Here is a 26,555-nt window from a genome sequence, read left to right on the forward strand (position 1 = left end):
AAAACCTCTGTGGGCATATCCACAGAGGTTTTAACATTATTTCCCGGCAAATACAGATGTCGAGTGTTGTGGATGACGAGCGGTCGGGTCCACAAGTTGCTTCACTTGGTTGATGGCAATTGGAGCTTCACCGAAACCGGTCGCGATCAATTTCACTTTTCCTTCGTATGTGGCGATATCACCGCAAGCGAAGATGCCGGCTACGGTCGTCTCCATGCGCGAGTCGACACGGATCGTGTTTTTTTCGAACTCCATTCCCCAGTTCTTGATTGGACCTAGCGATGAAACGAATCCGTAGTTACAAATCAAATCATCGATTTCAACGATTTTTGACTCGCCGTTCTTATCCGTCAATTCGACAGATTCGATGTGCGTATCACCTGACAATGACTCGATGTTGTATGGTGTGAGGACGTTAATCGTCGAAGCTTTCATCTGTTCGACCGTATGCTCGTGGGCGCGGAAGCGATCACGGCGGTGAACGATGTGTACTTCTTTCGCGATGCCTTCGAGCATGAGTGCCCAGTCAACAGCTGAGTCACCACCACCGGCAATCATGACACGACGGTCACGGAATTTTTCCATATTGTCGACGAAGTAATGGAGGTTGGCGTAATCTTCACAGCCATCGAGACCGAGTGGACGAGCGGAGAAAGCACCGTTTCCGGCTGTGATGATGATAGCTTTTGTATGATACTCTTCTTTATTTGTCGTCAAAATGAATGTCCCGTCCTCGAGACGCTCCACCGTTTCAACGGTTTCACCGAGGCGGTAATCTTGTTCGAATTGGTCAGCTTGTGCTTTCAATTGATCGATTAAGTCCTGTGCTTTCACTTTTGGAAAACCAGCAATATCATAAATATATTTTTCAGGATAGAGCGTTGACAATTGGCCCCCGAGTTGCGGTAAGCTTTCAATCAACGTCGTATCGAGTTGGCGCATGCCTGCATAAAATGCGGTGAATAGTCCGATCGGACCACCACCGATGATGATTACATCTTTTGTCGTCTTCATCGAATTCCTCCTCAAAGCGTATACAAATATTATAGAGAGTTTATTGAATTAAATCCATTCAGTACAAACATGCAACATTTTCAAAAAAAATTCAAGAAGGGGAGCTTTTTCATTGAGAATTCAAATTAAAGAGCGTACAATAAAGCAGAAGCAATTGTGAACAGACGTTGAACAAGAGTAGGCTTTATTGTGAACACCTATGTGAAGAAACACACAACATGGTTGTTCGAAAAAACAAAACTTTTAAACAAGGTGGAAATGAACATGAAACGACCTAACATTGTTATTCTTGGTGCAGGATTTGGCGGACTCATTACAGCTGTCAACCTTCAAAAGACACTCGCTGCAGGAGATGCGAACATCACGCTAATCAACAAACATGATTATCACTACCAAACGACTTGGCTTCACGAACCAGCAGCTGGAACGATGAACCCAGACCAAGCGCGCGTCTACATTAATGATATCGTGAACCCATCACGTGTGAAATTTCTCAAAGGGATCGTCGATCGCGTCGATACTGCTGGAAAACAAGTGATGCTTGAAGACGGTTCGGTCGTCGAATATGACTACGTTGTCTTTGGTCTTGGTGGTGTGCCTGAGACATTCGGTATCCCAGGTCTTAAAGAACATGCAATGACTATCAGTTCATTGAATAGCGTTCGTAAAATTAAAGAACATATCGAGTACTCATTCGCTCAATATAAAACAAACGGTTCTTCTGACAATTCGTTCGTCACAATCGTTGTTGGTGGTGCTGGCTTCACAGGAATCGAATTCCTTGGTGAAATCGTCAACCGAATTCCTGAACTCTGCAAGCAATATGACGTACCACGCGAAGCGGTCCGCATTGTCAACATTGAAGCAGCACCGACGGTTCTTCCAGGATTCGACCCTGAACTCACGACATATGCGCAGAAATGGTTGGAGCGTAACGGTGTCGAGATGAAACTCGGTAACGGAATCAAAGGCGTTGAGCCAGGCATCGTCACATTCGGCCCACTTAAAGGTGAGACGACAGAAACGATTAAGGCTAACACAATCATCTGGACAGGTGGTGTAAGCGGTAGCCCAATCATCGAAAAATCAGGATTTGAAGCAGTCCGTAATCGTGTCATGGTCGAAGCGGATAACCGTGCACCAGGTCACGATAACGTCTTTATCATCGGTGACTGCTCGGCGGTCATGGACCCGGCATCAAACCGTCCCTATCCACCGACGGCGCAAATTGCGACACAACAAGCTCACAACGTTGCGAAAAACATCGCGGCACTCATCAATGGCAAATCGACATCGAAGTTCACTTATGAGAGTAAAGGAACAGTTGCTTCGCTCGGACACAACGATGGTATCGGGATCGTGATGGGCAAAAAGATTTTCGGTCGCAACGCGTCATTCATGAAGAAAGTCATCGACAACAAACACTTCATCGAATTGAAAAAATACGGACTCGTCCTCAAAAAAGGGAAGTTCTAATCCTAAATGATGTATGGCTCGTTCTGAAAGTGGAACGAGCCGTTTTCTTTAGAAATCTTCACATGAAGTTCTTTGACCACATGAGTTGAAATTTTGTATAATGAAGAGCGGACAAGGGGGAACAACAGATGCATATAATTCAGGCGGTCATTGGGGCCGTTTTGTATATGACGATTTTTTTCAGTATCGGCTTCATCTTGAATATGTTACTCAAAAAAACATGGACACTTGTGTTCATTTATCCAATTTTCGTCATCATGATGATTGATAATGTCAAACTTTCAAGTTACGTGACCGAGACATCTACCGCGCTTACGAGTGTCTATCAGGGACTCGTCGGGTTGCAACTTCTCGATTTGTTCATGCTTGGCTTTGGATTGCTCGGTGCAATCTTGGCTGGTGTGACGATTCGTTTCTTACGAAAGAGCGGTTATTCAATGTTTTAATTGGCGACAGAAATGTTCGCCTTTTTTGTTTTGTCCCTACTTTTTTAGGGGATGAACCGATATACTAGATAGCGAAACGATTTTTAGTAAGGGATGCGATGCGAATGACATTACCGATGTATACGATCAAAAAAGTGTTGAATAATAGCGTTGTCATTTGTCAACATGATCCGGAAGTCATTCTGCTCGGGAAGGGGATTGGCTTTGGTAAAAAACCTGGCGACGTCGTCGACCCGGCCAGCGTCCCGGAGAAAGTGTATCAGTTGACGGACAAAGAAGAACAGTCGCAATATCAAGAACTTGTTAAACATGTCGATGAGGACTTTATTGCGTTCATGCAAGAAATTGTCGGATTTATTGAAACGAGCACGGGCAAGAAAGTGGATGAGCATATTCATATCGGCTTGACCGACCACTTATTCTTTACGATGAAGCGAATCGAGCAAGGGATGGAAGTGACGAACCCGTTTTTACTTGAAACGGAATCTCTTTACCCAAATGAGTATGCGCTCGCGGAGCGAATCGTCGATATGTTCCACGAACGATTGAACGTATTATTGCCTGATGCGGAAACTGGATTTATCGCGCTGCATATCCATTCAGCAACGACGTTCAAAAACGTCCTGGAAGTCAACCGGCATAATCAAATCATCGGGCAAATCGTTCAGACGATTGAAAGTCGTTTGAACGTGAAAATGGACCGAACATCACTCGATTATAAGCGCTTACTTCGGCACTTAAGGTACGCCGTTGAGCGGGTCGCGACGGGTGAGACGGTCGAGGCACCACAAAAAATTGAAAAGGTGTTGCGCGACGAATATCCGCTATGCTATAGTACTGCTTGGGAGCTGATGGGCATCATGGAACGCGAATTAAAGCGTCCCGTCCCACGAGGTGAAGCGACATATTTGACGATGCATCTCCAGCGCCTAACAAGTAGATAAATGATACCACGTGTCTTACGTGTTACTGATTCGATCAGGCATGAGTAAGGAGTGGAACGTTATGTGATTTCTCTATTGTGAGAGGTCTACGTTCTATCCTTATTCATGCCTTTTCTGTTTTTATAAAACGTGATTTATGAAAACGTTTAGATACGTCGATTGTCTGACATCTACGCCGCTATCATATTGTTTATACGTACTTAAAAAAAGGGAGGAAATGTTGATGTTTAAGCAGATCTTTGGTGTTCTTCAAAAAGTCGGTAAAGCACTTATGCTTCCTGTTGCGATCTTGCCGGCAGCCGGTCTTCTTCTTGCATTCGGTAACGCAATGCAAAACCCACAACTTACAACACGTGCCGAGTGGTTAACAAACGACGGTATCGTGAAATTCGCTCAATTGATGGAGCAAGCAGGTGGAATCATCTTCTCGAACTTAGCACTCTTGTTCGCAGTCGGTGTCGCCATCGGTTTAGCAGGTGACGGCGTAGCCGGACTTGCGGCAATCGTTGGATTCTTGATCATGAACAAAGTTATGGGTGTTTGGCTCGAACTCACACCTGAAGTATTGGCACAAGGTGATCCAGCTTACGCGAACGTACTCGGTATCCCAACGCTCCAAACAGGGGTATTCGGAGGGATTATCATGGGTCTCATCGCCGCATGGGCCTATAACAAGTACTTCAATATCGAATTGCCACAGTTCCTTGGTTTCTTCGCTGGTAAACGTTTCGTTCCAATCGTAACGGCAGTTGCAGCCGTCGTTGCTGGTTTCGTCATGCTTCTCATCTGGCCACCAGTACAAGGCGGTCTGAACACATTCTCGAACTTCATGTTAACTGAGAACCGCACATTCGCGGCGTTCATCTTCGGTTTGATTGAACGTTCATTGATTCCGTTCGGTCTTCACCACATCTTCTACTCACCGTTCTGGTTTGAATTCGGTTCATACACGGATGCGGCGGGTAACATCGTACGTGGTGACCAAGCGATCTTCTTCGCACAAATTCGTGACGGTGCTGAATTGACAGCAGGTACGTTCATGACTGGTAAATTCCCGTTCATGATGTTCGGTCTTCCTGCAGCAGCACTCGCAATGTATCACGAAGCACGTCCTGAGCGTAAAGCGGTTGTCGGTGGTCTCTTGGCTTCTGCTGCCCTTACATCGTTCTTGACTGGTATCACAGAACCAATCGAGTTCTCATTCTTGTTCGTAGCACCACTTCTCTTCGCAGTACACGCAGTATTCGCAGGGCTTTCGTTCATGACGATGCACCTCTTGAACGTTAAGATCGGGATGACGTTCTCAGGTGGTTTGATTGACTTCTTGCTCTTCGGTGTTCTTCCAGGTCGTACGGCTTGGTGGCTCGTCATTCCAGTCGGTCTCGTGTTCGCGGTTGTTTACTACTTCGGATTCCGTTTCGTTATCCGCAAATTCAACCTTAAAACACCAGGTCGTGAAGAGGAAGTTGTTGAACAGTCAACAGCTACCGGTTCGGAACTTGCACAAGATATCCTCGTCGGTCTTGGTGGCTCACAAAACATCAAGCACCTCGATGCATGTATCACACGTCTCCGTGTCGAAGTAAAAGATAAAGAACAAGTTAACAAAGATGAGTTGAAACGTCTTGGCGCATCGGGTGTCCTTGAAGTGGGTAACAACATTCAAGCAATCTTCGGACCACGTTCGGATGCATTGAAATCAGAGATCCAAGCGGTCATCGCTTCAGGTAATGAAAAGAAAGTCAACTAATTGATGACCTAGACCAATCCTTCGGGGTTGGTCTTTTCTTTTTATGTGAAACGGTTTCATCCAAACGTTAGAGGGAAAAAGTAAGTATTCTGACAAAGGAGGGAACCATGATGTGGAAGAAAGTGTTTGGCGTCTTACAACGGGTCGGGAAAGCACTCATGCTTCCGGTTGCGATTTTACCGGCAGCCGGTCTTCTCTTGGCGTTTGGTACCGCATTCCAAAACCCGGACCTCGTTGATTTGCTCCCGTTTCTGGCGAATGACTCACTTGTCCTGATTTGGCAAGTCATGACAGATGCCGGGGACATCGTCTTCGCAAACTTAGGGTTACTGTTTGCCGTCGGGGTCGCAATCGGCCTGGCGAACGGAGACGGGGTTGCTGGTCTAGCAGCGATTGTCGGTTATTTGATCATGAACAAAGTCATTAGCACGTGGAATGGGATTACCGCGGAAATCGCTCAAGGTGATCCGCAGTATGCGACCGTTCTTGGTATTCCGACACTCCAAATGGGGGTATTCGGAGGTATTATCGCAGGTCTTGTTGCAGCCTATGCGTACAACAAGTATTTCAACATCAAGTTGCCAGATTTCTTAGGGTTCTTTGCAGGAAAGCGGTTCGTCCCGATTGCGACGGCCGCATTCAGTTTGATTATCGGGATTGCGCTCGCGTATATATGGCCACCGATCGGGAATGCAATCAATACGTTCTCAAGTACGGTCATCGAGGCAAACGTTGCCTTATCAGCATTTATTTTTGGATTGGTAGAACGTTCCTTGATTCCGTTCGGTCTTCACCATATTTGGTATTCTCCATTTTGGTTCCAGTTTGGAGAATATACGAATCAGGCAGGCGATCTCGTACAAGGGGACCAACGGATCTTCTTCGCGCAACTGCGCGACGGGGTCGAGTTTACAGCTGGTACGTACATGACCGGGAAGTTTCCGTTCATGATGTTCGGCTTACCTGCTGCCTGTCTCGCCATGTTCCATACGGTTCCGAAAGAACGTCGGAAAGACGTCGAAGGACTCTACTTCTCAGCTGCCCTCACGTCATTCTTGACAGGGATCACAGAACCGATCGAGTTCTCATTCGTCTTCGTCGCACCACTTCTCTTCGGAATTCACGCTGTCTTTGCAGGACTTTCCTTTATGACAATGCATCTACTGAACGTCAAAATTGGGATGACCTTCTCGGGCGGACTCATTGACTATCTTCTCTTTGGTGTCTTGCCGAACCGGACGGCCTGGTGGCTCGTCATTCCGGTCGGTCTCGTCTTTGCGGTCATCTATTACTTCGGATTCCGTTTCGCCATTACGAAGTTTGATCTGAAAATCCCTGGACGTGACGTTCAGACCGGCGCGAAAGGGGACAAAGCAGGCATTGGGGATGACTTGCCGTATGAAGTACTCGTCGGACTCGGAGGACCTGAAAACATCAAACACTTGGATGCTTGTATCACACGACTTCGGGTCACCGTAAACGACGTGAAACAAGTCGACAAAGACCTCCTGAAAACTCTCGGTGCTGCTGGTGTGCTTGAGGTAGGAGATAACATTCAAGCCATCTTTGGACCGAAGTCGGATACGCTCAAATCACAAATCGCAACCATCATCGAAGGTGGCGAATATAAACCGAAAGAGAAAGTGGAAAAAGCGGTCATCACGCCGGAAGCGGCCGAACAGGCAGACCATCGCTTCTTAGCTCCGATGTCGGGTGTGTTGCTCTCACTCGATGATGTGCCGGACCAAGTCTTCTCCGGTCGCATGATGGGAGAAGGGTTTGCGATTGAACCAAGCTCAGGACAGGTCGTTTCGCCGGTGACAGGTCAAATCACGACATTCTTCCCGACGAAACATGCGATTGGCATCTTGGCTGACGATGGGCGTGAACTATTGATTCATGTCGGTCTCGATACGGTCAATCTGAAAGGGGAAGGATTCACTGCGAAAGTGGAAGAAGGTGCACGAGTTGAAGCGGGAGACGTGCTTCTCGAAGTCGATCTTGGCGCGATTCGAGATAAAGTGCCGTCACTCATCACACCGATCATTTGGACGAACGGAGACGGAAAAGTCGTTGTGGTTCCGTTCGGTGAAACCGTCGTCGCTGGTGAAGCACTCGATTTTAGAGCCGACGACAAAGGACCAGAATAACGCATCATACGAGCCACTCCAGAGAGAAATGGAGTGGCTTTTTTGAGTAGTTACCTCCATGTGCCTTATTCCAGAAAATGAGAGTCTCCATTATAGTAAAGGAGAATTCTCACGAAAGAAGGGGTACAGATGGAGCAAATGATTCAACTTAATCACGGACAAAAAGCGATTCCGGCCATTGGGCTCGGCGTATTCAAAGTAGAAGATGGAGGCGCGGTCATCGATGCAGTCGTCGAGGCGATTCGCCAAGGATACCGACATATCGATACGGCAGCTGTATATAGAAATGAAGAAGGAGTCGGTGTCGGCCTTCGTAAAGGGATGGAAATCGCAAATATTTCCCGGGATGATTTGTTCATCACATCGAAACTATGGAACGCCGATCAAGGTTATGATTCTGCCATCGCCGCTTATGAAGCTTCACTCGAACGTCTTGGATTAGAAAGACTTGATTTATATTTGATTCACTGGCCGGTCGAAGACAAAATGATCGAGAGCTGGTGTGCCCTTGAGACATTATATCGAGAGGGACGTGTTGGAGCAGTCGGAGTGAGTAACTTCCAGATCCATCACCTCGAGACATTGGCTGCGAACAGTGATCTCGTTCCAACTGTGAACCAAGTCGAGCGGCATCCGTTGCTTCGTCAATCCGAATTGGCAACGTACATGAATGAACATGGAATCGTACCGGTCACTTGGGCGCCGCTTATGCAAGGTGGATTGTTCGAAGAGCCGACTTTACTGGAAGTCGCGAAAGAAGTAAAGCGTTCTGTCGCTCAAGTGATTTTACGCTGGCATCTACAGACGGGATGGGTCATCATTCCGAAATCGATTAAACCGCATCGAATCGAAGAAAACTTCAGCTTGTATGACTTTGAGCTGAGCGAAGAGCAAATGAATCGTATCGATACGCTCGATCGACATAAGCGTGTCGGTCTGGACCCGGACGATTTCGATTTCTAAATAAGTATGCAAAAAAGTCCTTCTCTCGCGTTTGAGAGAAGGACTTTTGACGTTATTTTTTGATGTCAAACTTTTCGCTAAGGAAGTTCACGACTTCTTCAGCTGTGTCCATATTGAGGACTTCGTTGACGATTGATTCTGTTTCTGTCTTCGTCAAGCGCTTCACGAGGCTACGTGCACGAAGGACGCTTGAAGCTGACATTGAGAATTCATCGAGTCCAAGACCGAGAAGGATTGGAATCGCAAGTTCTTCTCCAGCCATCTCGCCACACATTCCGACCCATTTGCCGGCTTTATGTGCTTCCGTGATGACGTTGTGGAGGAGGTTCAAGATGGCAGGGTTGAACGGTTGGTACAAGTAAGAAACTTTTTCGTTCATGCGGTCAGCCGCCATCGTGTATTGAATCAAGTCGTTCGTACCGACTGAGAAGAAGTCGACTTCTTTTGCGAATTGCTTCGCCATGACAGCTGTCGATGGGATTTCGACCATCATCCCAGTCTCGTATTGACCGACTTCGATTCCTTCTTCTTTCAACTTCGCTTCTTCTTCAAGGAGAAGGGCTTTCGCTGCGCGGAACTCTTCGAGTGTCGCAATCATTGGGAACATGATGGCGAGGTTACCGTGAGCCGATGCGCGGAGAAGGGCGCGAAGTTGCGTCCGGAACAAGTCTGTTTCCTCAAGGCAAAGGCGAATCGCACGATAGCCGAGGAATGGGTTCATCTCTTTTGGTAGGTCAAGGTATGACAACTCTTTGTCGCCACCGATGTCGAGTGTACGGATGACGACCTGCTTGCCTTCCATCCCTTCAATAACCGTTTTATATGCCGTGTACTGTTCTTCTTCTGTCGGGAACGTTTCAGAGTCCATGTATAAGAACTCGGTACGGTAAAGCCCGATTGCGTCCGAACCGTTTTTCAAGACGCCCTCTAAGTCGTTCGGTGTCCCGATGTTCGCTGCAAGCTTCACTTTATGGCCATCCGCTGTAATAGACTCCTCGTTGACGAGTTGTTTCAACTCTTCTTTGTAAGCCTCGAAGTCAGCACGTTTGCCTTCATACTCTTTGACGAGGTCTTCTGAAGGGTTGACGAACACGTCACCTTCCGTCCCGTCGATGATGACGAGGTCACCATTTTTGATTTCTTCAAGGGCCACTTTCGTCCCAACGACTGCTGGAATTTCGAGTGAACGTGACATGATGGCAGAGTGAGATGTGCGTCCACCGATGTTTGTCGCAAATCCTCTGACGTACTTACGGTTAAGTTGTGCCGTATCTGAAGGTGTCAAGTCTTCGGCGATGATGATGACTTCCTCTGAAATCGAAGCAGGTGTCACGAATGTCACCCCAAGAATATGAGCCATGACACGTTTTGTCACGTCACGAACGTCAGCTGCACGTTCGCGCATGTACTCATTATCCATCGATTCGAAAATCATGATCATCGTTTGTGCGACTTCGTCAAGCGCTTTCGCAGCGTTCATGTTTTCGCTTTCAATTTTCTCGTTCACTTGCGATACGATTTCTGGGTCCTCAACAATTAAAAGGTGAGCTGAAAAAATCTCGGCTTTGTCTGGACCAAGTTCACGAAGCGTATGTTCGCGGATTTGTTCAAGCTCAGTTTTAGACTGTGCGATTGCATCTTGGAAACGTGCCTTTTCAGCAGCGACATCTTCAATCTTGTGTGATGGGATATCGAATGAAGGTGTCTCCATGACGAATGCTTTTGCAACTGCAATCCCTGCAGATGCACCAATACCTTTAATGTGTGACATAAGCGTAGTCCCTCTTTTCAAAGAAATAGTGTACTTTCCTGTCTCGTTACTTCATACCCGAAAAGAAAAAAGAACTAACGAGAACATAGAAAGTTAAAGTAGCAACGGTCTACGACTAGGGGAAGCCTCGACCAGTCAAATTGGCCTCACTTCAGGATGAAGAGAAGCCCGATTGCGTACTTTCTTATCCTATCATAAAATAAAACAACGTCACAACGAGGAGATAGCCCATGAATTCGAAGATTTCTTGACTCTTGCGCATACTATTTCATTATTTTGGAGAAGTTCGTTATGCTTACCATATATTATAGAAGGGAAGTGGCAACATGTATCAAATTGCCCAATTAAATTGGACAGATTCATATGAGACGATGGTCGTCGGAATCGGCGCGGCTGATTCAATCGATAAAGGACTCGACACATTGTTCGGAGGACGCGTCAAAGCGCTCATTCAGTCAGGAGACCTGTCAACAAAAACGGGAGAAGTGACGCTACTTCCGACATTCGCTGGCGAAACGGCACGAGTCTTGTTTGTCGGACTTGGTCAGCGGGACGACATGACGACAGAGAACGTTCGGAACTGGTTCGGAAAAGTCGCGAAGGTCATCAAAACCCGCGGATTAAAGGACGTCTCAGTTGCGCTCGAGACGTTTACAGAAGGTGCGACACGTATGTTTACAGAAGCGTATGAGATGGCGACGTATGAACATCCTACATACAAATCTGAGCCGAAACAAGCGGTTGAAGAGCCGACGATCACACTCCTTGGTGACGTGGATCAAAAGGACATCGATGCCGGTGTCGCCTATGGAAAAGGGGTTAACGTTGCACGCGAGTTAACGATGATGCCAGCCAATATTTTGACAGCGGAGACGCTGGCGGATTACGCGGTCGAGTTAGCGAAACGACATGATTTCAAATACCGCATCCTTGAAAAAGAAGAGATGGAATCCCTCGGCATGGGCGCATTGCTCGCAGTCAACCAAGGTTCGACGATTCCACCGAAATTGATTGTAATCGAGTATCGCGGTGCGGATGAAGAAGCTCCGATCGCCGTTGTTGGGAAGGGTGTCACGTTTGATACGGGCGGCTATTCAATCAAGCCGAAGGATGGCATCGTCGGGATGAAGGGGGACATGGGTGGTGCAGCTACCGTCCTCGGATTATTCGAGACCCTTGGATTGACGCGACCAAAACGTAACGTGATCGGAGTTATCGGTGCGACGGACAACATGATTTCAGGTGATGCGTTCAAACCGGATGATGTGATTACAGCGATGAACGGAAAGACGATCGAAGTATTGAACACCGATGCAGAAGGACGTCTCGTCTTAGCGGATGCTGTCACATTTGCCAAAACGTACGAACCGACGGCAATCATCGATGTGGCTACGTTGACAGGCGGTGTCCTTGTCGCACTCGGTACGGATGTGACGGGCTGTCTGACGAATGATGATACACTTTATCGCTTACTTGAAACAGCTAGCCGTGAGACGAATGAACTCGTGTGGCAGATGCCGTACTTTGATGTTTTCATCGACAAGGTGAGAAAATCGGAAGTTGCCGATTTGAACAACTCACCAGGTCGTTTCGGACATATGATTTTTGGTGGCGCGTTTGTCGGTGAGTTTGTCGGAGATACACCGTGGCTACATCTCGATATTGCGGGAACGAGCGAACGTGCGGCAGCGAATGACCTCGGTCCGAAGGGGCCGACTGGTGTCATGGTTCGGACACTCGCACGGATGATTGAATCGTGGGAGCGGTAAGAGCAGGTATATTAATCGGTTTGGCGATTCTGTGTGGCTCTTGCTACACGGTCTGGCCGAACCGTATTTGGTTAGGGAGCACAGTGTTTCTCGCCGTATTTGGCGTGTTGATGATGTTACAGGAGGTACGACATGGTAGGAGTAGGGATTGATGGTGCACGTGGCGGCTGGGTACGGATCACATACGACAGCATCTCGCTTTGTTTAACGATTTCGGAAACGATAGAGGAACTACTGATCGACGGTGCCATGCATTTTGTGGATATGCCGAAAGATTTAGGGACGGTTGACCATCCAAGTCGCGAATGCGATGCGTGGATGCGGAGCCGACTCACTCAACGAAAGTCGTCCGTCTTCACCCCGCCGATTCAAGAGGTGTTGCATGAAGCGACGTATGAGGAAGCAAACGAAAGAAGTCGGGCGTTGGTTGGTAAAGGGATTAGTAAACAAGCTTGGCATCTCGTTCCGCGTATCCGTGAGTTTCAACGCGTGGAAGCAGAGAACGTCTACGAGTCGCATCCGGAAGTCTGTTTTTCGGTCATGCTGGGACAAGAGGCGTCACATCGGAAAAAGACGAGCGAGGGTCAGGAAGAGAGAATCGAGTTGCTTCGGAAGTATTCCAAAAGCTCTCCTTGGAAATGGAAGATGTCGAACGTGCAAATGGATGATATTATCGATGCCTGCATTCTAGCAGTAGCGGCGTACGAAGCCGGGACAAGCGGTCTTTTGCTACATCCAAGTAAAACACATGAGCCCAATGTGGCTGTACCTCAAATGAAAAAAGAGCGATGAAATCAACATTTCATCGCTCTTTTGCTGTCGTCGTAGGCGGTCCAACGATGAACCGCCACATATAATGAAACACTTTGGCGTTGTATAGCGCCTTTAAGAGAACGGCAAGCACGGGTCCGACGATGAAACCTAATACACCGAATAGCTTCAAACCGACAAAAATTGAGATGAGTGCGGCCAGTGGGTTCAAGCCAATATGGGAGCCGACAATCTTCGGTTCAGCCAAGTTGCGTTGGACGATAACGACGATATACAACACAATCAATCCGATTGAAACAAACCAGTCCCCTGACACAGCAGCATAGGCTGCCCATGGAATAAGCAACGTCCCGACCCCTAAATATGGTAATAAATCAAAGAACCCTGCAAGTAGAGCGAAGGAAAGGGGGTTGTCGATACGAAGGATGAACATGCCGACAAGTACGATTCCGAACGTGATAGAAATAAGAGTGAATTGAGCTCGTACATAGCCAAAAAGGGCGGATTTAAGATTGATCATCACTTCCTCAAATTCTTTAAAACCTTTACGTTTATTCAAACGATTAAGTGAATCGATATATGATGGCCAATCTTTTGTGATGAAGAACCAAGCGAGAACAATGACGACAACGAGTAGTAAGACGAGCGGGAGGGCAGCTAACATGCTCTGTAGGACACTTGCGACTCCTCGTGAGAGAACGCCGATTGCAGCAGCGAGTTGGACGCCGAGTTCCGTGATTCCACCTTCTAAAGATGTCGTCTGCCCGGGGTTTAGCTGTTGATAGCTCTCGTACGCATCGTTGACGAGCGGTGCGATTTTCTCATTGAACAGTCGTTGGATAAACTCGGTGAACGTCTCAATTTGTTCAGGGAGTCGTTCCGCTGCCACCGTCGCATAATGAATCAATTGGATGATGACGATGGTGATGATTCCGACGACGATGCTGAGCACGATGATTAAGGAAATGAGTGTACCGAGTGCGCGTGGCATATTTGTTTTTCGTTCAAAAAAATTGACGAGCGGGACGGTCATCAAGGATAAGAGAAGGGCAAATACGAAAGGATACGTATATTCAAAAAGTATGTTCAATACCCAGGTGAACATAAATAAACCAATCACAACGAGTACGAATCGAAGCAATTGCCAAAGTCTTGCCGATGACATATAAAACCCACCCTTTCCGGACAACTGAATTGAGCATAGTATATCATGTAAGCGGTAAATAAAGCAGAAAGATAGGTGAATGAGCGTGAGAGAAGTTCAACAAAAAATTGATGAGATGATTCTTCATTTAGGTGGTTATTGGAGACCTTTATCCGGTCTGGCAAGATTGTTAGAAGAAGTGGGAGAAGTGGGGGGAGCATTGCGAAGAGGTGCGATGGATGAATTAAAAGAAGAGTTGCTCGATGTCCTTGTCATCTCGACGTGTCTGGCGAATCAATATGCGATTCAACTCCGACAACCGGAAGCGAACACTGAAGGAGAGACGCAAGAACAGCTTTATTTTCAAATCGTTGAAGAGGCGGGCGAAGTGGCTCGAATTTTGAACGCTTATGAAGGAGATAAGAAGCTGAAACCGAACCTGCATGGACAGTCGCTTCAACGCCATATCGAGCAATTGCAATGTGTCGTTTTATCAATCGGTACATTGAGTAACCTCCATTTGTTCGATTCACTGTTCGACCTGATCGAAGAAAAATCGAATCGTGACTTTGGTCGCTTCGATCATACACCGGACCCCATCACGGAAGCATCCGTTCGTACTTATATGAGGCACCAATCAGGTCGCTACTGGGGTGGAATTTCGGTTAAATCATTTGAACGGTTCGACCGATATATAGAACGAGAACATCATATAGAGCGTTTCTATCGAATCGCTTCAATTGAAGGATTAGATGGATTTGTGATTCATCAAAAACGAGATGGACTTATTCGAGTCGAGGACTTTCTTGTTACAGACGGGTTCATGATAACAGTAGAAGACTATGAATCGGAGCGGTTTTTAGTCATTCGGCCGGTTCAATAAAAACATTTACCTTTTTATCAAAAACATTCATCTTTTTTTCAAATATTTACTTTTTTTAAAAAAGCATTATGCTAATATGTAATTGTTGTTAGTAGGAAATGCCGCAATGAGAAAGGAATATTTTGGATGAAAATGAAACTATTGAAAGTTGCCCTCATCTTAACGGTTCTATTGTTCGGGATGCAACTTCCGTCTGTCGAAGCTGCTACTTACGATGGAGAAACGACTGTCAATTTGAACATTCGTACGAAACCTAGTCTAAGTGGAACGGTAGTGAAAACATTACCGAGAGGCACGAAAGTAGAGTATGGTACGTATAATCAATCTTGGCATAAAGTGTATGTAAACAATCGTACATATTACGCCTCGGCCCAGTACATTCGTAAACTTTCATCCACCTCAAGCTCGTTGACGACCCAGTCGACAACGTCTACCGGTGTGATTACTGCGAACTTAAACATCCGCGTCACGTCCCATCGATCAGCGACGATTGTGACCACGCTTAAGAAAGGGACGGAAGTGAAGTACGCTGTTCACAATTCGTCTTGGGCAAAGGTTTATTTAAATGGTAAGACGTACTATGCCGCAAAAGCATATATCGCACCAAAACTCACAGAGTCGAATGTCGAACGGGTGGACGGCTATACAAATCGGGATTTGAAATTATTCTCTGAACGAAACCAGCGTTCGAAAGAGCGGAAAGTCCTTCCGAAAAACACGGCTGTCGTCTCGAGCAAATATAACTCGAGCTGGTCGATTGTCTATCTTGGAAACGAAACGTATTACACACCGACTTGGGGAATCACACCAGGCGAATTGGATACAGGTGTGGAGAAGAAAGACGGATATGCGAATCGTGATTTGAAATTATTCTCTGAACGAAACCAACGTTCGAAAGTTCAGAAAGTCCTTCCATTAAACACGGCTGTCGTCTCGAGCAAATATAATTCGAGCTGGTCGATCGTCTATCTTGGAAATGAAACATATTACACACCGACTGCTTGGATCTCTACATCGAAAACGCCAACGGAACCACCGACGTCAACGGAGCCGAATGACGGACTCACACAAGGGTATGCGAACCGAACGGTCAACTTGTTCGGAAAAACGCACCAGAGTTCACCTATCCAGCTCGTTCTTCCAAAGTATACGGCCGTCTCCTATAAGGCGTACAATTCGAGTTGGTCGACGGTTCATATCGGCTCGAAAGTATACTACACAGCGAGTTCGTGGTTGACGAAAGGGAAAGCCCCTGCAGCACCGGAAGCTGCACCGAAAGGGACGATATACATCAACACACCGGGCGATGTATTGAATGTGCGCTCGAAAGCAAGTCTTGATTCGAACGTGGTTGGTCAGCTCAAGCACACTACAGCTGTTTCTCACTATGGAACAGTGAACGGGTTCCATAAAATCAAATATAACGGACAGGATGCCTATATTTCTTCAGCTTTCGTTATGACAACAAAACCAAGTACATCTACTGGGACTGTCATCATTCTCGATCCTGGACATGGTGGGAAAGACCCTGGAGCACTAAATGGTTCTTTGTATGAAAAAACGATTGTTCTTGATGTCACAAAGCGTGTCGAGGCATATCTTCGTTCGAAATACGATTACAATGTGCGACTCACACGCTCAACAGATGTCTATTTGACACTTGGTGAACGCGTAGCTGCAGCTAAATCATTACGCGGTGACTTATTCGTCAGCATGCACGTCAACGCAGCGGGTTCTTCTGCCGCCAAAGGTTTAGAGACGTTCTATTCTTCACAGTCTGCGCATAGTTCTCGGAGTCGTGTACTTGCATCAAACATTCAAAGTAACTTGGCAAATAAGATGAGCGGAATGTCTAACCGAGGGGTAAAGACGGCGAACTATTACGTGATTACGTATAATACGATGCCATCTGCACTCGTCGAATTAGGATTCATCTCTTCGCCGACAGACTTAACTTACCTTCGCAGTAATACTTCTCGTCAGCGTATGGCAGAAGGTGTGGCTGAAGGAATTGCTAAATATGTTCAAACATACTATTGACTTAACGGCCTCAGACTTTAACGTCTGGGGCTTTTTTGTTCACGCTCAAATGTTGCACTAATTCATGACGTCAAAAAACCGAACCTTTGGAAGGTTCGGTTCGCTTTTTATAAATCATCAAATCCGTTCGCGTCTGTCACTTTCGCATAAGAACGTGACTTCTGTTCGAAGAAGTCAGATTTTGTCGCATTGAGCGAGTCGTCTGAATAGGCACGGATCCATGGCATGACATCTTCGTCAAATCCTTCATACAAGTCATTTAGGCCGATGACGCGTAAGCGCTTGTTCGCCAAGTATTTGACGTAATCACGCATTTCACTGACGTCGAGTCCGTCGAGGTCGCGGAGAACATATTCACACCATTCGATCTCGAGGTCGACCGCTTCTGCCATCGTGTCGTATACGAATTGACTGAACTGTCCGTCTGCATCAATCTTAGGATTTTCTGTCAATACGGCACGTAAGAGCTGACTGATGAAGTATGAATGTTGCATCTCGTCACGTTGGATGTAACTGATCATCGTCGATGTACCGACCATCTTTTGGTGACGAGCGAGATTATAGAAATAAGCGAAGCCTGAGTAGAAGTTGATTCCTTCTAGGATGACGGATGCGACGAGTGATTTCGCGAAGTTCTCTGCATTAGGCGTTTCACGGAAATCTTCGTATAGGTCCAAAATAAATTGGTTTCGTTTCATGACCATTTCGTCATCTTTAGCGATGTCGAAGATGCGATTTTGTTCAGCTAGTGGCACGAGACTTGATAAGACATAGCTATACGATTGGTTGTGTACGACTTCTTGTTGCGCAATGACCGCAAGCACTGCGTGAACCGAAGAGTCGGATGAGAACATCGAAGACTCGAGGATATAACGTGTCTGGACCGAGTCGAGAATCGATAACAGTCCGATGATTCGTTTGAATGCATCCTGTTCACGTTCGGTCAGCTGCGACCATTGTTGCATGTCTTTCGACATCGAGATCTCATCGGGAATCCAAAAGTTGGATAGCAACTGTTTGTAAATCGTATAGAACTGAGGATACGCGATGTCGTTCCAGTTGACGATTGAGCTCGTTTCACCACCGATGATGGCAGTTGCCCGGTTAGGATGTTTGGGCGACAATAATTTGATTTTCTGAATCGACATGGTGCATTACTCCTTCTTCTACATGGTGAGCCATTCGTTCTGCCCAATGTTGGACGTTGTATGGTTGGTTACGTGGTGACTGCTCGATTTTGAGTAGTTCACCGGCAAGCGGAATTCCGTATTTCGAAAGGTGGTACGCCATCTCATCGACCGCACGACAGAAGTGAACAAACATTTTGTCACCCGTTCCGAATACCGCTGCTTGCCGAATCGGCACATTTAATTCTTTCAACACGAGACGGAACGTGTCTTTCATTTCCTCTGGTAAGACGCCATCTGCCCATGTATAAGAACCAAAATAGACGAGATCGAATGTAGCGAGGGACTGAGCTTCACGATAACCGACTCGATCGGCATCATAGCGGACGACCGAGTTGCCACGGTGATGATGTGTCGCTTCGATGAGCGTTGCCACTTCTTCCGTGTTTCCACTCATCGAGTGACAAATGATTGCGATGTTCATATGGTGGACCACCTTTCATAAAAACGGACTAACTTCGTGATAATGAGACTAGTTATGAGGCACAAGACTCACATTCATCCACTTCAACGGTTGTTGAGCGCGTATAGTAAATCGATTTCATGCCGAGCGACCAGGCTTCGAGATGCATCGCGAGAAGTTCTGTCGCCTTTACATCGTTCTTGACGTACAAGTTAAAGCTGATGGCTTGGTCGATGTGGCGTTGACGCGATGCGTTCTGACGAATGCTCCATAATTGATCGACTTCGAACGCTGATTTATAGAACCAGTTCGTCTCCGGCGTCAAATCCGGAACCGTGACGGGGATCTTATAATTTTTCTTTTCTTCCGAGTAGACTTTCTTATAAACCGGGTCAATCGATGCAGTACTACCGGCGATGATTGCAGTAGAGGAGTTCGGTGCGATGGCCATCATATAGGCGTTACGGACACCGTTTTGATGAACCGCTTCTGCAAGCCCGTCCCAATCGAGGTCATCGTGTGAACGATAGTTCCGACGCTTGAAGTACTCACCCGTGTGCCACTCTGAACCTTCAAAGACACCGAACGCACCTTTTTCCTTGGCAAGTTCCATCGATGCCTGAATCGTGAGATACGCAATTTTTTCATACAGTTTTTCTGCATATTGTACGGCATCGACCGACTCCCAACGGATTCCTTCGAGTGCGAGTAAGTGATGCCAACCGAATGTACCAAGACCGACCGCACGGTATTTTTGGTTCGTGATCATCGCCTGTGGAACTTCGATCGTATTCAAGTCGATCACGTTATCGAGCATACGCATTTGAATTGGGATGAGACGTTCGAGTACGTCTGCTTTCACAGCCCGGGCGAGCGCGATTGAACTCAAGTTACAGACGACGAAATCACCAGGAGTCTTCGTGATGACGATTTTTCCGTCTTGCGTGTACTCCTCTTCAATCGTCGTAGCCGACATGTTTTGCGCGATTTCGGAACAGAGGTTTGAACTATAAATCATCCCTGCATGTTTGTTTGGGTTCGCGCGGTTCACGGCGTCGCGGAAGAACATGTACGGTGTGCCTGTCTCTAGCTGTGAACGCATATAACGTTTCACCAGGTCGATGGCAGGAACCGTCACGCGAGACAATTCTGGCGTATTGACACATTCCATATATTTCTCTGTGAAGCTCCCACCGTTCTCAGTTTCGTCGAAGTAGTCCTCGAGGCTGTAGCCCATTACCGTACGAATTTCATGTGGGTCGAACAAGTGCCAATCCCCACGTTCTTCGACGGTACGCATGAAGAGATCTGGTAAGCAGACACCAGTAAACAAGTCATGTGTCCGAAGGCGTTCGTCTCCGTTATTCAATTTCGCATCGAGGAATTCGAAGATATCCTTATGCCAAATATCTAAATAGACGGCGATTGAGCCTTGGCGCATGCCGAGCTGGTCGACGGAGACAGCCGTGTTATTCAATTGTTTCATCCACGGAAGGGCACCGCTTGAGACGCCTTTGAATCCTTTAATGTCACTTCCACGTGAACGGATTTTCCCGAGATACACGCCGATGCCGCCGCCCCCTTTCGAGAGTGTCGCCACGTCTGTATTTGAATCGTAAATCCCCCGAAGTGAGTCGTCGATCGTATCGATGAAGCAAGAGCTGAGCTGTCCGTATGATTTGCCGGCATTTGACAAGGTCGGTGTCGCTACCGTCATGTAAAGGTTTGAAAGAGCCCAGTACGCTTCTTCGACGAGTTTCAAACGAGTCGTCTCATCTTCCTTTTGCATAAGGGTCATCGCGATAACCATGAAGCGTTCCTGTGGAAGTTCATAAAGATTCTTCACGTGGTCGCGTCCGAGGTAGCGGTCCGACAACGTCCGGAGTCCGATATATGTGAAGAGACGGTCACGGGATGGATCGATTAACGATTCAAGATGATCCATATCTTCTTTAGAGTACGTATTTAAAAGTGCTGGAGTAAAGATGCGTTTTGACGTCAACGTCTCGACTAAGTGATAGAAGTTGCCATAGCGCATGGAAGCCTCGTAGCCTCGGTTGCGTGCCGCTTCGAGATAGAGACGGTTCAAATACATCTCTGTCGCAACGAACGTCCAGTCAGGTTCTTCGGCTTTCAACATGTCGAGCGCATGCATCGTCAATAAGTCATACACTACATCTTGTGTCAGCGTCTTCGTTTCGAGCGCCCGAATCGCCCGTTCTTCATAGCGCTCCACACTTAATTGAGGATACCGCGTCTGGATAGATTGAATAAGAGAGGCGACGTCAGCGAGCGTTGGGGCCGCCGGTAGCATCGTCTCGTGATGGATAGGGGATGTCAAAATCGATCACTCCTTTAATAAATGTAGACGTTATGAAAGTATAATAAGAACTTCCTAACCTGCCACAATATTGTGTTAACGACCAAAATACCTGTTAACTATATATTGACACTTTTATCTCTTTTTAATCATAAAACATCTATATTTAGTTTTGCAATGCTTGACATTCTTGGATGTATCGACCGACCTTTTGCTTTTGCTCAAAAAGGGCTTCATGAGCCGATTTGAGACAGAGAACTGAGATGAAAAAAATTTATGTAATATGATTGCTTGTTTTTTCACAAAAAATGAATCCGATTTCATCATCATCGCTACATTGAACATTACGTCACTTTCGGACAGAATAGATAGTGTTTGACGTTTTGTTTAAACAATTATCCCTATTCGTTCCATACTAGATATAGTGTTGTGTCAAAGTGTGACAGAGGAATCCATTTGTCAAGGCTGGTATCCTAATGAAAAGTAAGGTAGATTGATGAGGTAGGACATTGATTTCAACGAAAAGAAGGGTTTAACAAGTGCGTACAGAAGACTTATTATTGACATGGGACCCACTCGGTTATGGGACAGGTTCATACGGGCCAGAGTTCGATGAGGTGATGATGGCATTGATTGACGTCGATTCTCCTGAACAGTTAACCGAAATCATTCGGCGCACACTTCTTGACGCGTTCGATGAGTGTCCACCAGAATCAGAAATCATCGAGATGGCACAGCGACTCTTCGCATCGTCATCTTGCCAATTATAAGGAGGAATAAATATGTTACGAATTGATCCAACACCTAACCCGAATGCAATGAAAGTGACACTTCCAGAAAACGTGTTCGGTGCGAAAAGTCAGAGTGTGAAAGCAGGCGAAGCGACAGATCAACCGCTCCTCGCAAAACTTGTCGAGATTGAAGGCGTAGAAAGTGTGTTTGCATATGGTGACTTTGTGACCATTTCGAAAGAGAACGGTGTGAGTTGGGAAGCAATCCTCCCACAAGTTGAGACGGCATATCGCGGATGAATCCGACTGTTACGATTGTCATTCCGGCTTATAAACGCGAGACGGAACTGACAGAACTGCTTGAAAGTTTAACGGTCCAAACGTTTCAACAGTTCGAAGTCTTGATTATGAATAATGAGGGGCCGCCAAAACAACATCTTTTGGCGCCTTTTTTGAATCAATTGGATGTACGTGTCATAGAAGTCGGCGAAAATCATCACGTCCGTGCCCGAAATCGTGGTGTTCTTGAAGCGAAAGGCGATGTCATCCTGTTGTTAGACGATGATGACCTCCTCATGCCGACTCATCTCGAGGACAGCTTACGGGATCTTCAACAGGCTGACCTTGTCTATACGGATGCCGAATTGTTTCGGTTTGAATGGAAGCATGGACGTCGTGTCGTGACCGAATGGGAACCTTTTGCATACGAGTTCGATCAAGAGCGGATACGTCAAGATTCAACATTTATCCCGTCTGGTACAATGTATCGAAAGTCGATTCATGACACGATTGGTCTGTTCGACGAAGACGTCTATAACTACTGGGATTGGGATTTCTTATTAAGGGTCGTGGAGCAATTTAGTGTGTCGCATCCTGCCCGCGCGACAGTACTTTACGCATTCAACGGGACCGATAACTTGTCGGCAAAACAAGACGAAACGAGACGTCGTTACTTTGAGCGCTTCTGTCAAAAACATGGACTGACAGACATGGAAATGAAGAACTTCCATATTGTTCAGGAAGAACGACGTTCATATGTGAGACAGACAGAGAGAACGTTTACCGGCGTGCTACCTGGTCGGACAGAAGGAGATTAAGTATGTATTCATCAAAAGAACTAGAATTGTTAGAGTTGTTAGAAGAGAAAGGCTATCTCGAAACGAAGATGTTAGCTGATTTGTTGGCACTCGATGAAGAGACGATTGAATCGATGCTTGAGAAGTTCAAACAAGACGGAATCTTACTTGGTTTTCGGGCAATGGTCAACTGGCAAAAAATAAATCGGCATGATGTCACGGCATTCATCGATGTCAAAGTCACCCCAAAACGGGGACGAGGGTTTGATGATGTGGCCGAGCGCATTTATCGCTTCCCGGAAGTGACGGCGCTTTATTTGATGTCAGGCGCATACGACCTCCAAGTCGTCATTCGTGCGAACTCACTGCAAGACGTCGCTTCATTCGTTTCGGATAAGTTGTCACCGCTAGATTCAGTATTGTCGACGACGACTCACTTCAAATTGAAGACGTACAAGCATGACGGCATTTTGTTCACCCCACAAATTGAAGACAAGCGGTTAAACATCACACCATGAAGTCTTTATCAAATCAAGTAGTCTCGATGAAGCCATCGGGCATTCGCCGTTTCTTCGATTTGGCACAAACGATGGAAAATGTTGTCTCTCTCGGGGTGGGAGAGCCGGATTTCATCACGCCATGGAACGTGCGAGAAGCGAGCTACGCTGCTCTTGAAGAAGGATATACAGCATATAGTGCCAACGCAGGACTCATCGAATTGCGAGAAGAGATTGCTAATTATATGAAGAAGCGATTTTCAGTTGAATACGATCCGACTTCAGAAGTCATCGTTACTACAGGGGCTTCACAAGCACTCGATATTGCATTTCGTTCCCTCCTCAATCCGGGAGATGAGGTCATCGTGGTCGAACCGGCATTCGTATCGTACGGTCCCCTCATCGAGATGGCGGGCGGAAAAGTGGTCCCTGTAGCTTGTCGTCCGGAAAATGGTTTTCGTCTCGATCGAGATGACGTTGAACGTGTCATTACCGAACGAACGAAAGCGATTTTACTTTGCTTCCCATCCAATCCGACAGGTGCCACGATGAATGGTGAGGAACTCGCACAAATTGCTGAACTCGCGACCAAGCATGACCTATGGGTCGTCAGTGACGAGATTTATGCAGAACTTTGTTACGATGAACCGTTCGTCAGCTTTGCGACGCTCCACGACATGAGAGACCGAACGATTGTCGTGAACGGCTTCTCGAAAGCGTTCGCGATGACAGGATGGCGCCTCGGCTTCACTTGCGCACCAGAAGTCGTGACGCGGGAGATGTTGAAAGTTCATCAATATGGCATGATGTGTGCGCCGACGCTCGTTCAATTTGGTGGTCTTGAAGCACTGCGCTCTCGCCATCAACATGTGCCGAACATGGTGAAGAGCTATCGTCAACGCCGGAACTACTTTATTCAGGCGCTGGACAAGGCAGGTTTGCCGACGCATGTACCAGGTGGTGCTTTCTATGCGTTCCCTTCGATTCGGCATACCGGATTGACGAGTGAGGAATTTGCGGAACGACTCTTGATTGAAGAGCGGGTCGCCGTTGTTCCTGGTAATGCCTTCGGAGAGAGTGGAGAAGGGTTCGTTCGAGCAAGTTATGCAACATCGCTCGAACAATTGCAAGAAGCGATTCGTCGAATCGAACGTTTCATGAAGCAATTCGAAATGAAGACTATCGAACAAGACTCTCAACGATGAGGGTCTTGTTCTGTTCTACAAGAATCGAATGTGTAAAAACAAGAGGTGAGGTGAAAATATGGAACGTTACGATTACATAGCGGTTGGGTGTGGTCCGTATAATCTTGGTCTCATGGCTCTTGCAGAAAAGACAGCACTACAAGGAATCTGTTTTGAGCAGCGGACGGAAATGATGTGGCATGAGGGTATGTTGATTGAAGGGATGACGATGCAGACACATTATTTACAAGATCTCGTCACGTTAGCGGACCCGACCCATCCGTCGAGTTTTCTGAACTATTTGAGTGATACGGGTCGTCTCCAAACATTTATCACGCAAGAACAAGGTAAGATTCCTCGAACGGAGTACAATCGTTACTTGCGCTGGGTTGTAAATCAACTGTCGACGATTCGCTTCGACCATTATGTATCTGACGTTCAAGCGGAAGAAGATGGGTTCGTCGTGACAGTCGAATCAGATGGTCAATCAATACAAGTTCATACAAGACACCTCGTCCTAGGAACGGGTGCAGCACCATTCGTGCCAGATGGATTTGAACAAGTCATTCATACGAGCGATTATTTGACCTATCGGGACGTCCTCAGAGACCGATATCGTGTCGCGGTCGTTGGGAGTGGGCAGAGTGCGGCGGAAGTCTTCCTAGACTTGTTGCGTGACGCGACGGACGAGCAACGGGTCGACTGGATCACACGCTCCGATCACTTTGAGTCACTGGAGGCAGGAAAGCTAGGAGACGAAATCTTTAGTGTGGATTATGTCGATTATTTTCATGGGCTGCCATATGACGCTCGTCAAGAACTACTCGGGTCATTCGAACGTTTCCGTCATGGCGTCAACCCTGAGACGATGACCTCGATTTATGAGACCTTGTATCACCGAACGGCAGAAGGGGAAGAGACGCTAGCTGACATGATGACACAGGTCGAAGTGGAATCGATCTCTTATGATTGGTTAACACATCGTTTGAAAGGGACGCGACGATATACGGGAGAAGTGATTGAAAAAGAGTACGATCTCGTCGTCGTGGCGACAGGGTATCGACCGGTCATGCCGAGCTGGATTGAGCGATTCCCGATTGTGTGGGAAGCAGAGGGTGAATGGGCTGTCCGGGAAACGTATGAGGTGGTCATGAGCGAGTCGTTAAAGGGAAAATTGTTCACGCATACGAATATAGAACATTCGCATGGTCCGGCCGCGACGAATCTCGGGATGGCCGTCTATCGAAATGCAATGATGTTGAACGAAATGGCAGGGGAAACCGTCTATCCAATCTGTCATCAGAAGCCGTTTACGACGTTTTGAACAAAAAAAGGGCTAGGCGAGTCGCCTAGCGGAATCAGGGGGGAATACTTGAAGTCTTGCTTGATTTGTATTTACCCCGACCTTCGACTTTAAAACATTTCAACGAGGTGAAATAATCTTTTTTACTAATTTCTACACTTTATCGAAAAAAGTATGTTATAGTAAGTTGATGAATTTAGCATAGGAGTTGTTTGTAATGGCAAAATACGAAAAAGATCAAGTTTTAAAAGGTAAAGTAACAGGAATTCAACCATTCGGTGCTTTCGTAGCACTTGACGATGAGACTCAAGGTCTTGTCCACATTTCAGAAATCTCACACGACTACGTAAAAGACGTAAACGATTACGTTCAAGTCGGTCAAGAAGTTGAAGTGAAAATCCTTGAAGTGGATGAAGCTTCTAAAAAAATCAAGCTTTCAATGAAAGCGACTCAAGAAGCTCCAAAACGTGAGAAGTCTGCGAAGACAGCTCGTCGTGCGCCACGTCGCAACGAAGCATCTTCTAACTTCAAGCAAGAAGAAGCTCCAGGATTCACAGTCCTCAAAGATAAACTTGAAGACTGGATCAAAAACACAAACTTCAAGAAGTAAGTATTTAAAGGTGACCCGTTCTAAACGGGTCACCTCAGCTTGTTGACGAACCAGGTCGCATCTTGCGACCTGGTTCGTCCTTTTTTGTGGTTCCCGGTTTCTTGAGGCGTTCTGCCCCCATAA

22 protein-coding genes and 1 pseudogene are annotated in these 26,555 nt (G+C 46.7%); 17 read left to right on the forward strand and 6 right to left on the reverse strand.

The annotated features are described in order from the left end of the window. Window positions 1-36 precede the first annotated feature (36 nt). Window positions 37-1,014: an NAD(P)/FAD-dependent oxidoreductase gene (locus KNO76_RS09300; protein ID WP_026825511.1), complete on the reverse strand. Its 978-nt coding sequence runs from the start codon at window positions 1,012-1,014 to the stop codon at window positions 37-39. A gap of 264 nt (window positions 1,015-1,278) precedes the next feature. On the opposite strand from KNO76_RS09300, the gene KNO76_RS09305 reads away from it, so the two are divergent. From KNO76_RS09305 to KNO76_RS09330, 6 genes and pseudogenes are all read left to right on the forward strand, one after another. Next, window positions 1,279-2,490 (forward strand): NAD(P)/FAD-dependent oxidoreductase, encoded by a 1,212-nt coding sequence (locus KNO76_RS09305; protein ID WP_214885004.1) that lies wholly within the window; start codon window positions 1,279-1,281, stop codon window positions 2,488-2,490. Window positions 2,491-2,618: 128 nt separating this feature from the next. Beyond that, the gene (locus tag KNO76_RS09310; RefSeq protein ID WP_026825513.1) at window positions 2,619-2,936 is read left to right on the forward strand and encodes a YuiB family protein; all 318 of its coding nucleotides are present in this window, start codon (window positions 2,619-2,621) and stop codon (window positions 2,934-2,936) included. 104 nt (window positions 2,937-3,040) lie between these two features. Then, the gene (glcT, locus tag KNO76_RS09315; protein WP_214885006.1) at window positions 3,041-3,880 is read left to right on the forward strand and encodes a glucose PTS transporter transcription antiterminator GlcT; all 840 of its coding nucleotides are present in this window, start codon (window positions 3,041-3,043) and stop codon (window positions 3,878-3,880) included. A 223-nt stretch (window positions 3,881-4,103) separates the two neighbouring features. Then, window positions 4,104-5,603: pseudogene (gene ptsG / locus KNO76_RS09320) on the forward strand (glucose-specific PTS transporter subunit IIBC); the annotation flags it as partial. A gap of 137 nt (window positions 5,604-5,740) precedes the next feature. Next, window positions 5,741-7,780, forward strand: a complete 2,040-nt coding sequence (ptsG, locus tag KNO76_RS09325; RefSeq protein WP_214885010.1) for a glucose-specific PTS transporter subunit IIBC — start codon at window positions 5,741-5,743, stop codon at window positions 7,778-7,780. 129 nt (window positions 7,781-7,909) lie between these two features. Then, window positions 7,910-8,743, forward strand: a complete 834-nt coding sequence (locus tag KNO76_RS09330) for an aldo/keto reductase (protein ID WP_214885012.1) — start codon at window positions 7,910-7,912, stop codon at window positions 8,741-8,743. Between the two features lie 52 nt (window positions 8,744-8,795). Here the strand turns inward: KNO76_RS09330 and ptsP are convergent, their stop codons facing one another. Continuing rightward, window positions 8,796-10,514 carry a phosphoenolpyruvate--protein phosphotransferase gene (gene ptsP, locus KNO76_RS09335; protein WP_026825517.1) on the reverse strand — a complete coding sequence of 573 codons (1,719 nt, stop codon included), beginning with the start codon at window positions 10,512-10,514 and terminating at the stop codon, window positions 8,796-8,798. Between the two features lie 326 nt (window positions 10,515-10,840). Here ptsP and KNO76_RS09340 point away from each other — a divergent pair, with 326 nt between their 5' ends. Then, window positions 10,841-12,283: a leucyl aminopeptidase gene (locus tag KNO76_RS09340; protein WP_214885014.1), complete on the forward strand. Its 1,443-nt coding sequence runs from the start codon at window positions 10,841-10,843 to the stop codon at window positions 12,281-12,283. Between the two features lie 132 nt (window positions 12,284-12,415). After that, entirely contained in the window at window positions 12,416-13,075 is a 660-nt protein-coding gene (locus KNO76_RS09345; protein WP_214885016.1) for a DUF429 domain-containing protein, read from the forward strand. 10 nt (window positions 13,076-13,085) lie between these two features. Here KNO76_RS09345 and ytvI read toward each other — a convergent pair whose 3' ends face one another. Beyond that, a complete protein-coding gene (gene ytvI / locus KNO76_RS09350) occupies window positions 13,086-14,219 on the reverse strand; it encodes a sporulation integral membrane protein YtvI (RefSeq protein ID WP_214885018.1) in 1,134 nt (377 codons plus the stop codon). Window positions 14,220-14,298: 79 nt separating this feature from the next. Between ytvI and KNO76_RS09355 the strand changes: the two genes are divergently transcribed. Both KNO76_RS09355 and KNO76_RS09360 read left to right on the forward strand, forming a co-directional pair. Further along, a complete protein-coding gene (locus tag KNO76_RS09355) occupies window positions 14,299-15,081 on the forward strand; it encodes a MazG nucleotide pyrophosphohydrolase domain-containing protein (RefSeq protein ID WP_214885021.1) in 783 nt (260 codons plus the stop codon). 126 nt (window positions 15,082-15,207) lie between these two features. Next, a complete protein-coding gene (locus tag KNO76_RS09360; protein WP_214885023.1) occupies window positions 15,208-17,121 on the forward strand; it encodes an N-acetylmuramoyl-L-alanine amidase family protein in 1,914 nt (637 codons plus the stop codon). A gap of 107 nt (window positions 17,122-17,228) precedes the next feature. Here KNO76_RS09360 and KNO76_RS09365 read toward each other — a convergent pair whose 3' ends face one another. The 3 genes from KNO76_RS09365 to KNO76_RS09375 are packed head-to-tail and all read right to left on the reverse strand — an operon-like array spanning window position 17,229 to window position 21,052. Further along, window positions 17,229-18,269 carry a ribonucleotide-diphosphate reductase subunit beta gene (locus tag KNO76_RS09365; RefSeq protein ID WP_026825523.1) on the reverse strand — a complete coding sequence of 347 codons (1,041 nt, stop codon included), beginning with the start codon at window positions 18,267-18,269 and terminating at the stop codon, window positions 17,229-17,231. Beyond that, window positions 18,226-18,732, reverse strand: a complete 507-nt coding sequence (locus KNO76_RS09370; protein ID WP_214885025.1) for a flavodoxin domain-containing protein — start codon at window positions 18,730-18,732, stop codon at window positions 18,226-18,228. Before KNO76_RS09370 ends, KNO76_RS09365 begins: the two co-directional genes overlap by 44 nt. 52 nt (window positions 18,733-18,784) lie before the next feature. Further along, entirely contained in the window at window positions 18,785-21,052 is a 2,268-nt protein-coding gene (locus KNO76_RS09375; protein WP_285800442.1) for a ribonucleoside-diphosphate reductase subunit alpha, read from the reverse strand. Between the two features lie 518 nt (window positions 21,053-21,570). On the opposite strand from KNO76_RS09375, the gene KNO76_RS09380 reads away from it, so the two are divergent. The 7 genes from KNO76_RS09380 (at window position 21,571) to yugI (ending at window position 26,432) form a co-directional block, all read left to right on the forward strand. Further along, entirely contained in the window at window positions 21,571-21,801 is a 231-nt protein-coding gene (locus KNO76_RS09380; RefSeq protein ID WP_214885027.1) for a DUF1871 family protein, read from the forward strand. A gap of 12 nt (window positions 21,802-21,813) precedes the next feature. Further along, window positions 21,814-22,062 carry a NifU N-terminal domain-containing protein gene (locus KNO76_RS09385; RefSeq protein ID WP_214885029.1) on the forward strand — a complete coding sequence of 83 codons (249 nt, stop codon included), beginning with the start codon at window positions 21,814-21,816 and terminating at the stop codon, window positions 22,060-22,062. After that, window positions 22,059-22,859: a glycosyltransferase family 2 protein gene (locus KNO76_RS09390; RefSeq protein WP_026825528.1), complete on the forward strand. Its 801-nt coding sequence runs from the start codon at window positions 22,059-22,061 to the stop codon at window positions 22,857-22,859. Before KNO76_RS09385 ends, KNO76_RS09390 begins: the two co-directional genes overlap by 4 nt. Before the next feature lie 2 nt (window positions 22,860-22,861). After that, on the forward strand, window positions 22,862-23,356 hold the full coding sequence (locus KNO76_RS09395) for an Lrp/AsnC family transcriptional regulator (protein ID WP_214687052.1): 495 nt from the start codon (window positions 22,862-22,864) through the stop codon (window positions 23,354-23,356). Continuing rightward, window positions 23,353-24,540 (forward strand): aminotransferase, encoded by a 1,188-nt coding sequence (locus KNO76_RS09400; RefSeq protein WP_214885031.1) that lies wholly within the window; start codon window positions 23,353-23,355, stop codon window positions 24,538-24,540. The genes KNO76_RS09395 and KNO76_RS09400 overlap by 4 nt, the downstream gene beginning before the upstream one ends. 58 nt (window positions 24,541-24,598) lie before the next feature. Beyond that, complete coding sequence (locus KNO76_RS09405) at window positions 24,599-25,843, forward strand: lysine N(6)-hydroxylase/L-ornithine N(5)-oxygenase family protein (protein ID WP_214885032.1); 1,245 nt, start codon at window positions 24,599-24,601, stop codon at window positions 25,841-25,843. Window positions 25,844-26,039: 196 nt separating this feature from the next. Next, window positions 26,040-26,432 (forward strand): S1 domain-containing post-transcriptional regulator GSP13, encoded by a 393-nt coding sequence (gene yugI, locus KNO76_RS09410; RefSeq protein WP_026825531.1) that lies wholly within the window; start codon window positions 26,040-26,042, stop codon window positions 26,430-26,432. The last annotated feature ends 123 nt before the right edge of the window (window positions 26,433-26,555 follow it).

Source organism: Exiguobacterium sp. s101, from assembly GCF_018617835.1.
GTDB lineage: Bacteria > Bacillota > Bacilli > Exiguobacteriales > Exiguobacteriaceae > Exiguobacterium > Exiguobacterium marinum.

Bases quoted from the DNA above. Each gene is read 5' to 3' on its own strand.
- KNO76_RS09395 (WP_214687052.1), top strand. From the start codon at position 22,862: ATGTATTCATCAAAAGAACTAGAATTGTTAGAGTTGTTAGAAGAGAAA.
- ptsG (WP_214885010.1), top strand. From the start codon at position 5,741: ATGTGGAAGAAAGTGTTTGGCGTCTTACAACGGGTCGGGAAAGCACTC.
- KNO76_RS09305 (WP_214885004.1), top strand. From the start codon at position 1,279: ATGAAACGACCTAACATTGTTATTCTTGGTGCAGGATTTGGCGGACTC.
- KNO76_RS09360 (WP_214885023.1), top strand. From the start codon at position 15,208: ATGAAAATGAAACTATTGAAAGTTGCCCTCATCTTAACGGTTCTATTG.
- ytvI (WP_214885018.1), bottom strand. From the start codon at position 14,219: ATGTCATCGGCAAGACTTTGGCAATTGCTTCGATTCGTACTCGTTGTG.
- ptsP (WP_026825517.1), bottom strand. From the start codon at position 10,514: ATGTCACACATTAAAGGTATTGGTGCATCTGCAGGGATTGCAGTTGCA.
- KNO76_RS09345 (WP_214885016.1), top strand. From the start codon at position 12,416: ATGGTAGGAGTAGGGATTGATGGTGCACGTGGCGGCTGGGTACGGATC.
- KNO76_RS09300 (WP_026825511.1), bottom strand. From the start codon at position 1,014: ATGAAGACGACAAAAGATGTAATCATCATCGGTGGTGGTCCGATCGGA.
- KNO76_RS09310 (WP_026825513.1), top strand. From the start codon at position 2,619: ATGCATATAATTCAGGCGGTCATTGGGGCCGTTTTGTATATGACGATT.
- yugI (WP_026825531.1), top strand. From the start codon at position 26,040: ATGGCAAAATACGAAAAAGATCAAGTTTTAAAAGGTAAAGTAACAGGA.
- KNO76_RS09370 (WP_214885025.1), bottom strand. From the start codon at position 18,732: ATGAACATCGCAATCATTTGTCACTCGATGAGTGGAAACACGGAAGAA.
- KNO76_RS09340 (WP_214885014.1), top strand. From the start codon at position 10,841: ATGTATCAAATTGCCCAATTAAATTGGACAGATTCATATGAGACGATG.
- KNO76_RS09400 (WP_214885031.1), top strand. From the start codon at position 23,353: ATGAAGTCTTTATCAAATCAAGTAGTCTCGATGAAGCCATCGGGCATT.
- KNO76_RS09405 (WP_214885032.1), top strand. From the start codon at position 24,599: ATGGAACGTTACGATTACATAGCGGTTGGGTGTGGTCCGTATAATCTT.
- KNO76_RS09365 (WP_026825523.1), bottom strand. From the start codon at position 18,269: ATGTCGATTCAGAAAATCAAATTATTGTCGCCCAAACATCCTAACCGG.
- KNO76_RS09385 (WP_214885029.1), top strand. From the start codon at position 21,814: ATGTTACGAATTGATCCAACACCTAACCCGAATGCAATGAAAGTGACA.
- KNO76_RS09330 (WP_214885012.1), top strand. From the start codon at position 7,910: ATGGAGCAAATGATTCAACTTAATCACGGACAAAAAGCGATTCCGGCC.
- KNO76_RS09390 (WP_026825528.1), top strand. From the start codon at position 22,059: ATGAATCCGACTGTTACGATTGTCATTCCGGCTTATAAACGCGAGACG.
- KNO76_RS09355 (WP_214885021.1), top strand. From the start codon at position 14,299: ATGAGCGTGAGAGAAGTTCAACAAAAAATTGATGAGATGATTCTTCAT.
- glcT (WP_214885006.1), top strand. From the start codon at position 3,041: ATGACATTACCGATGTATACGATCAAAAAAGTGTTGAATAATAGCGTT.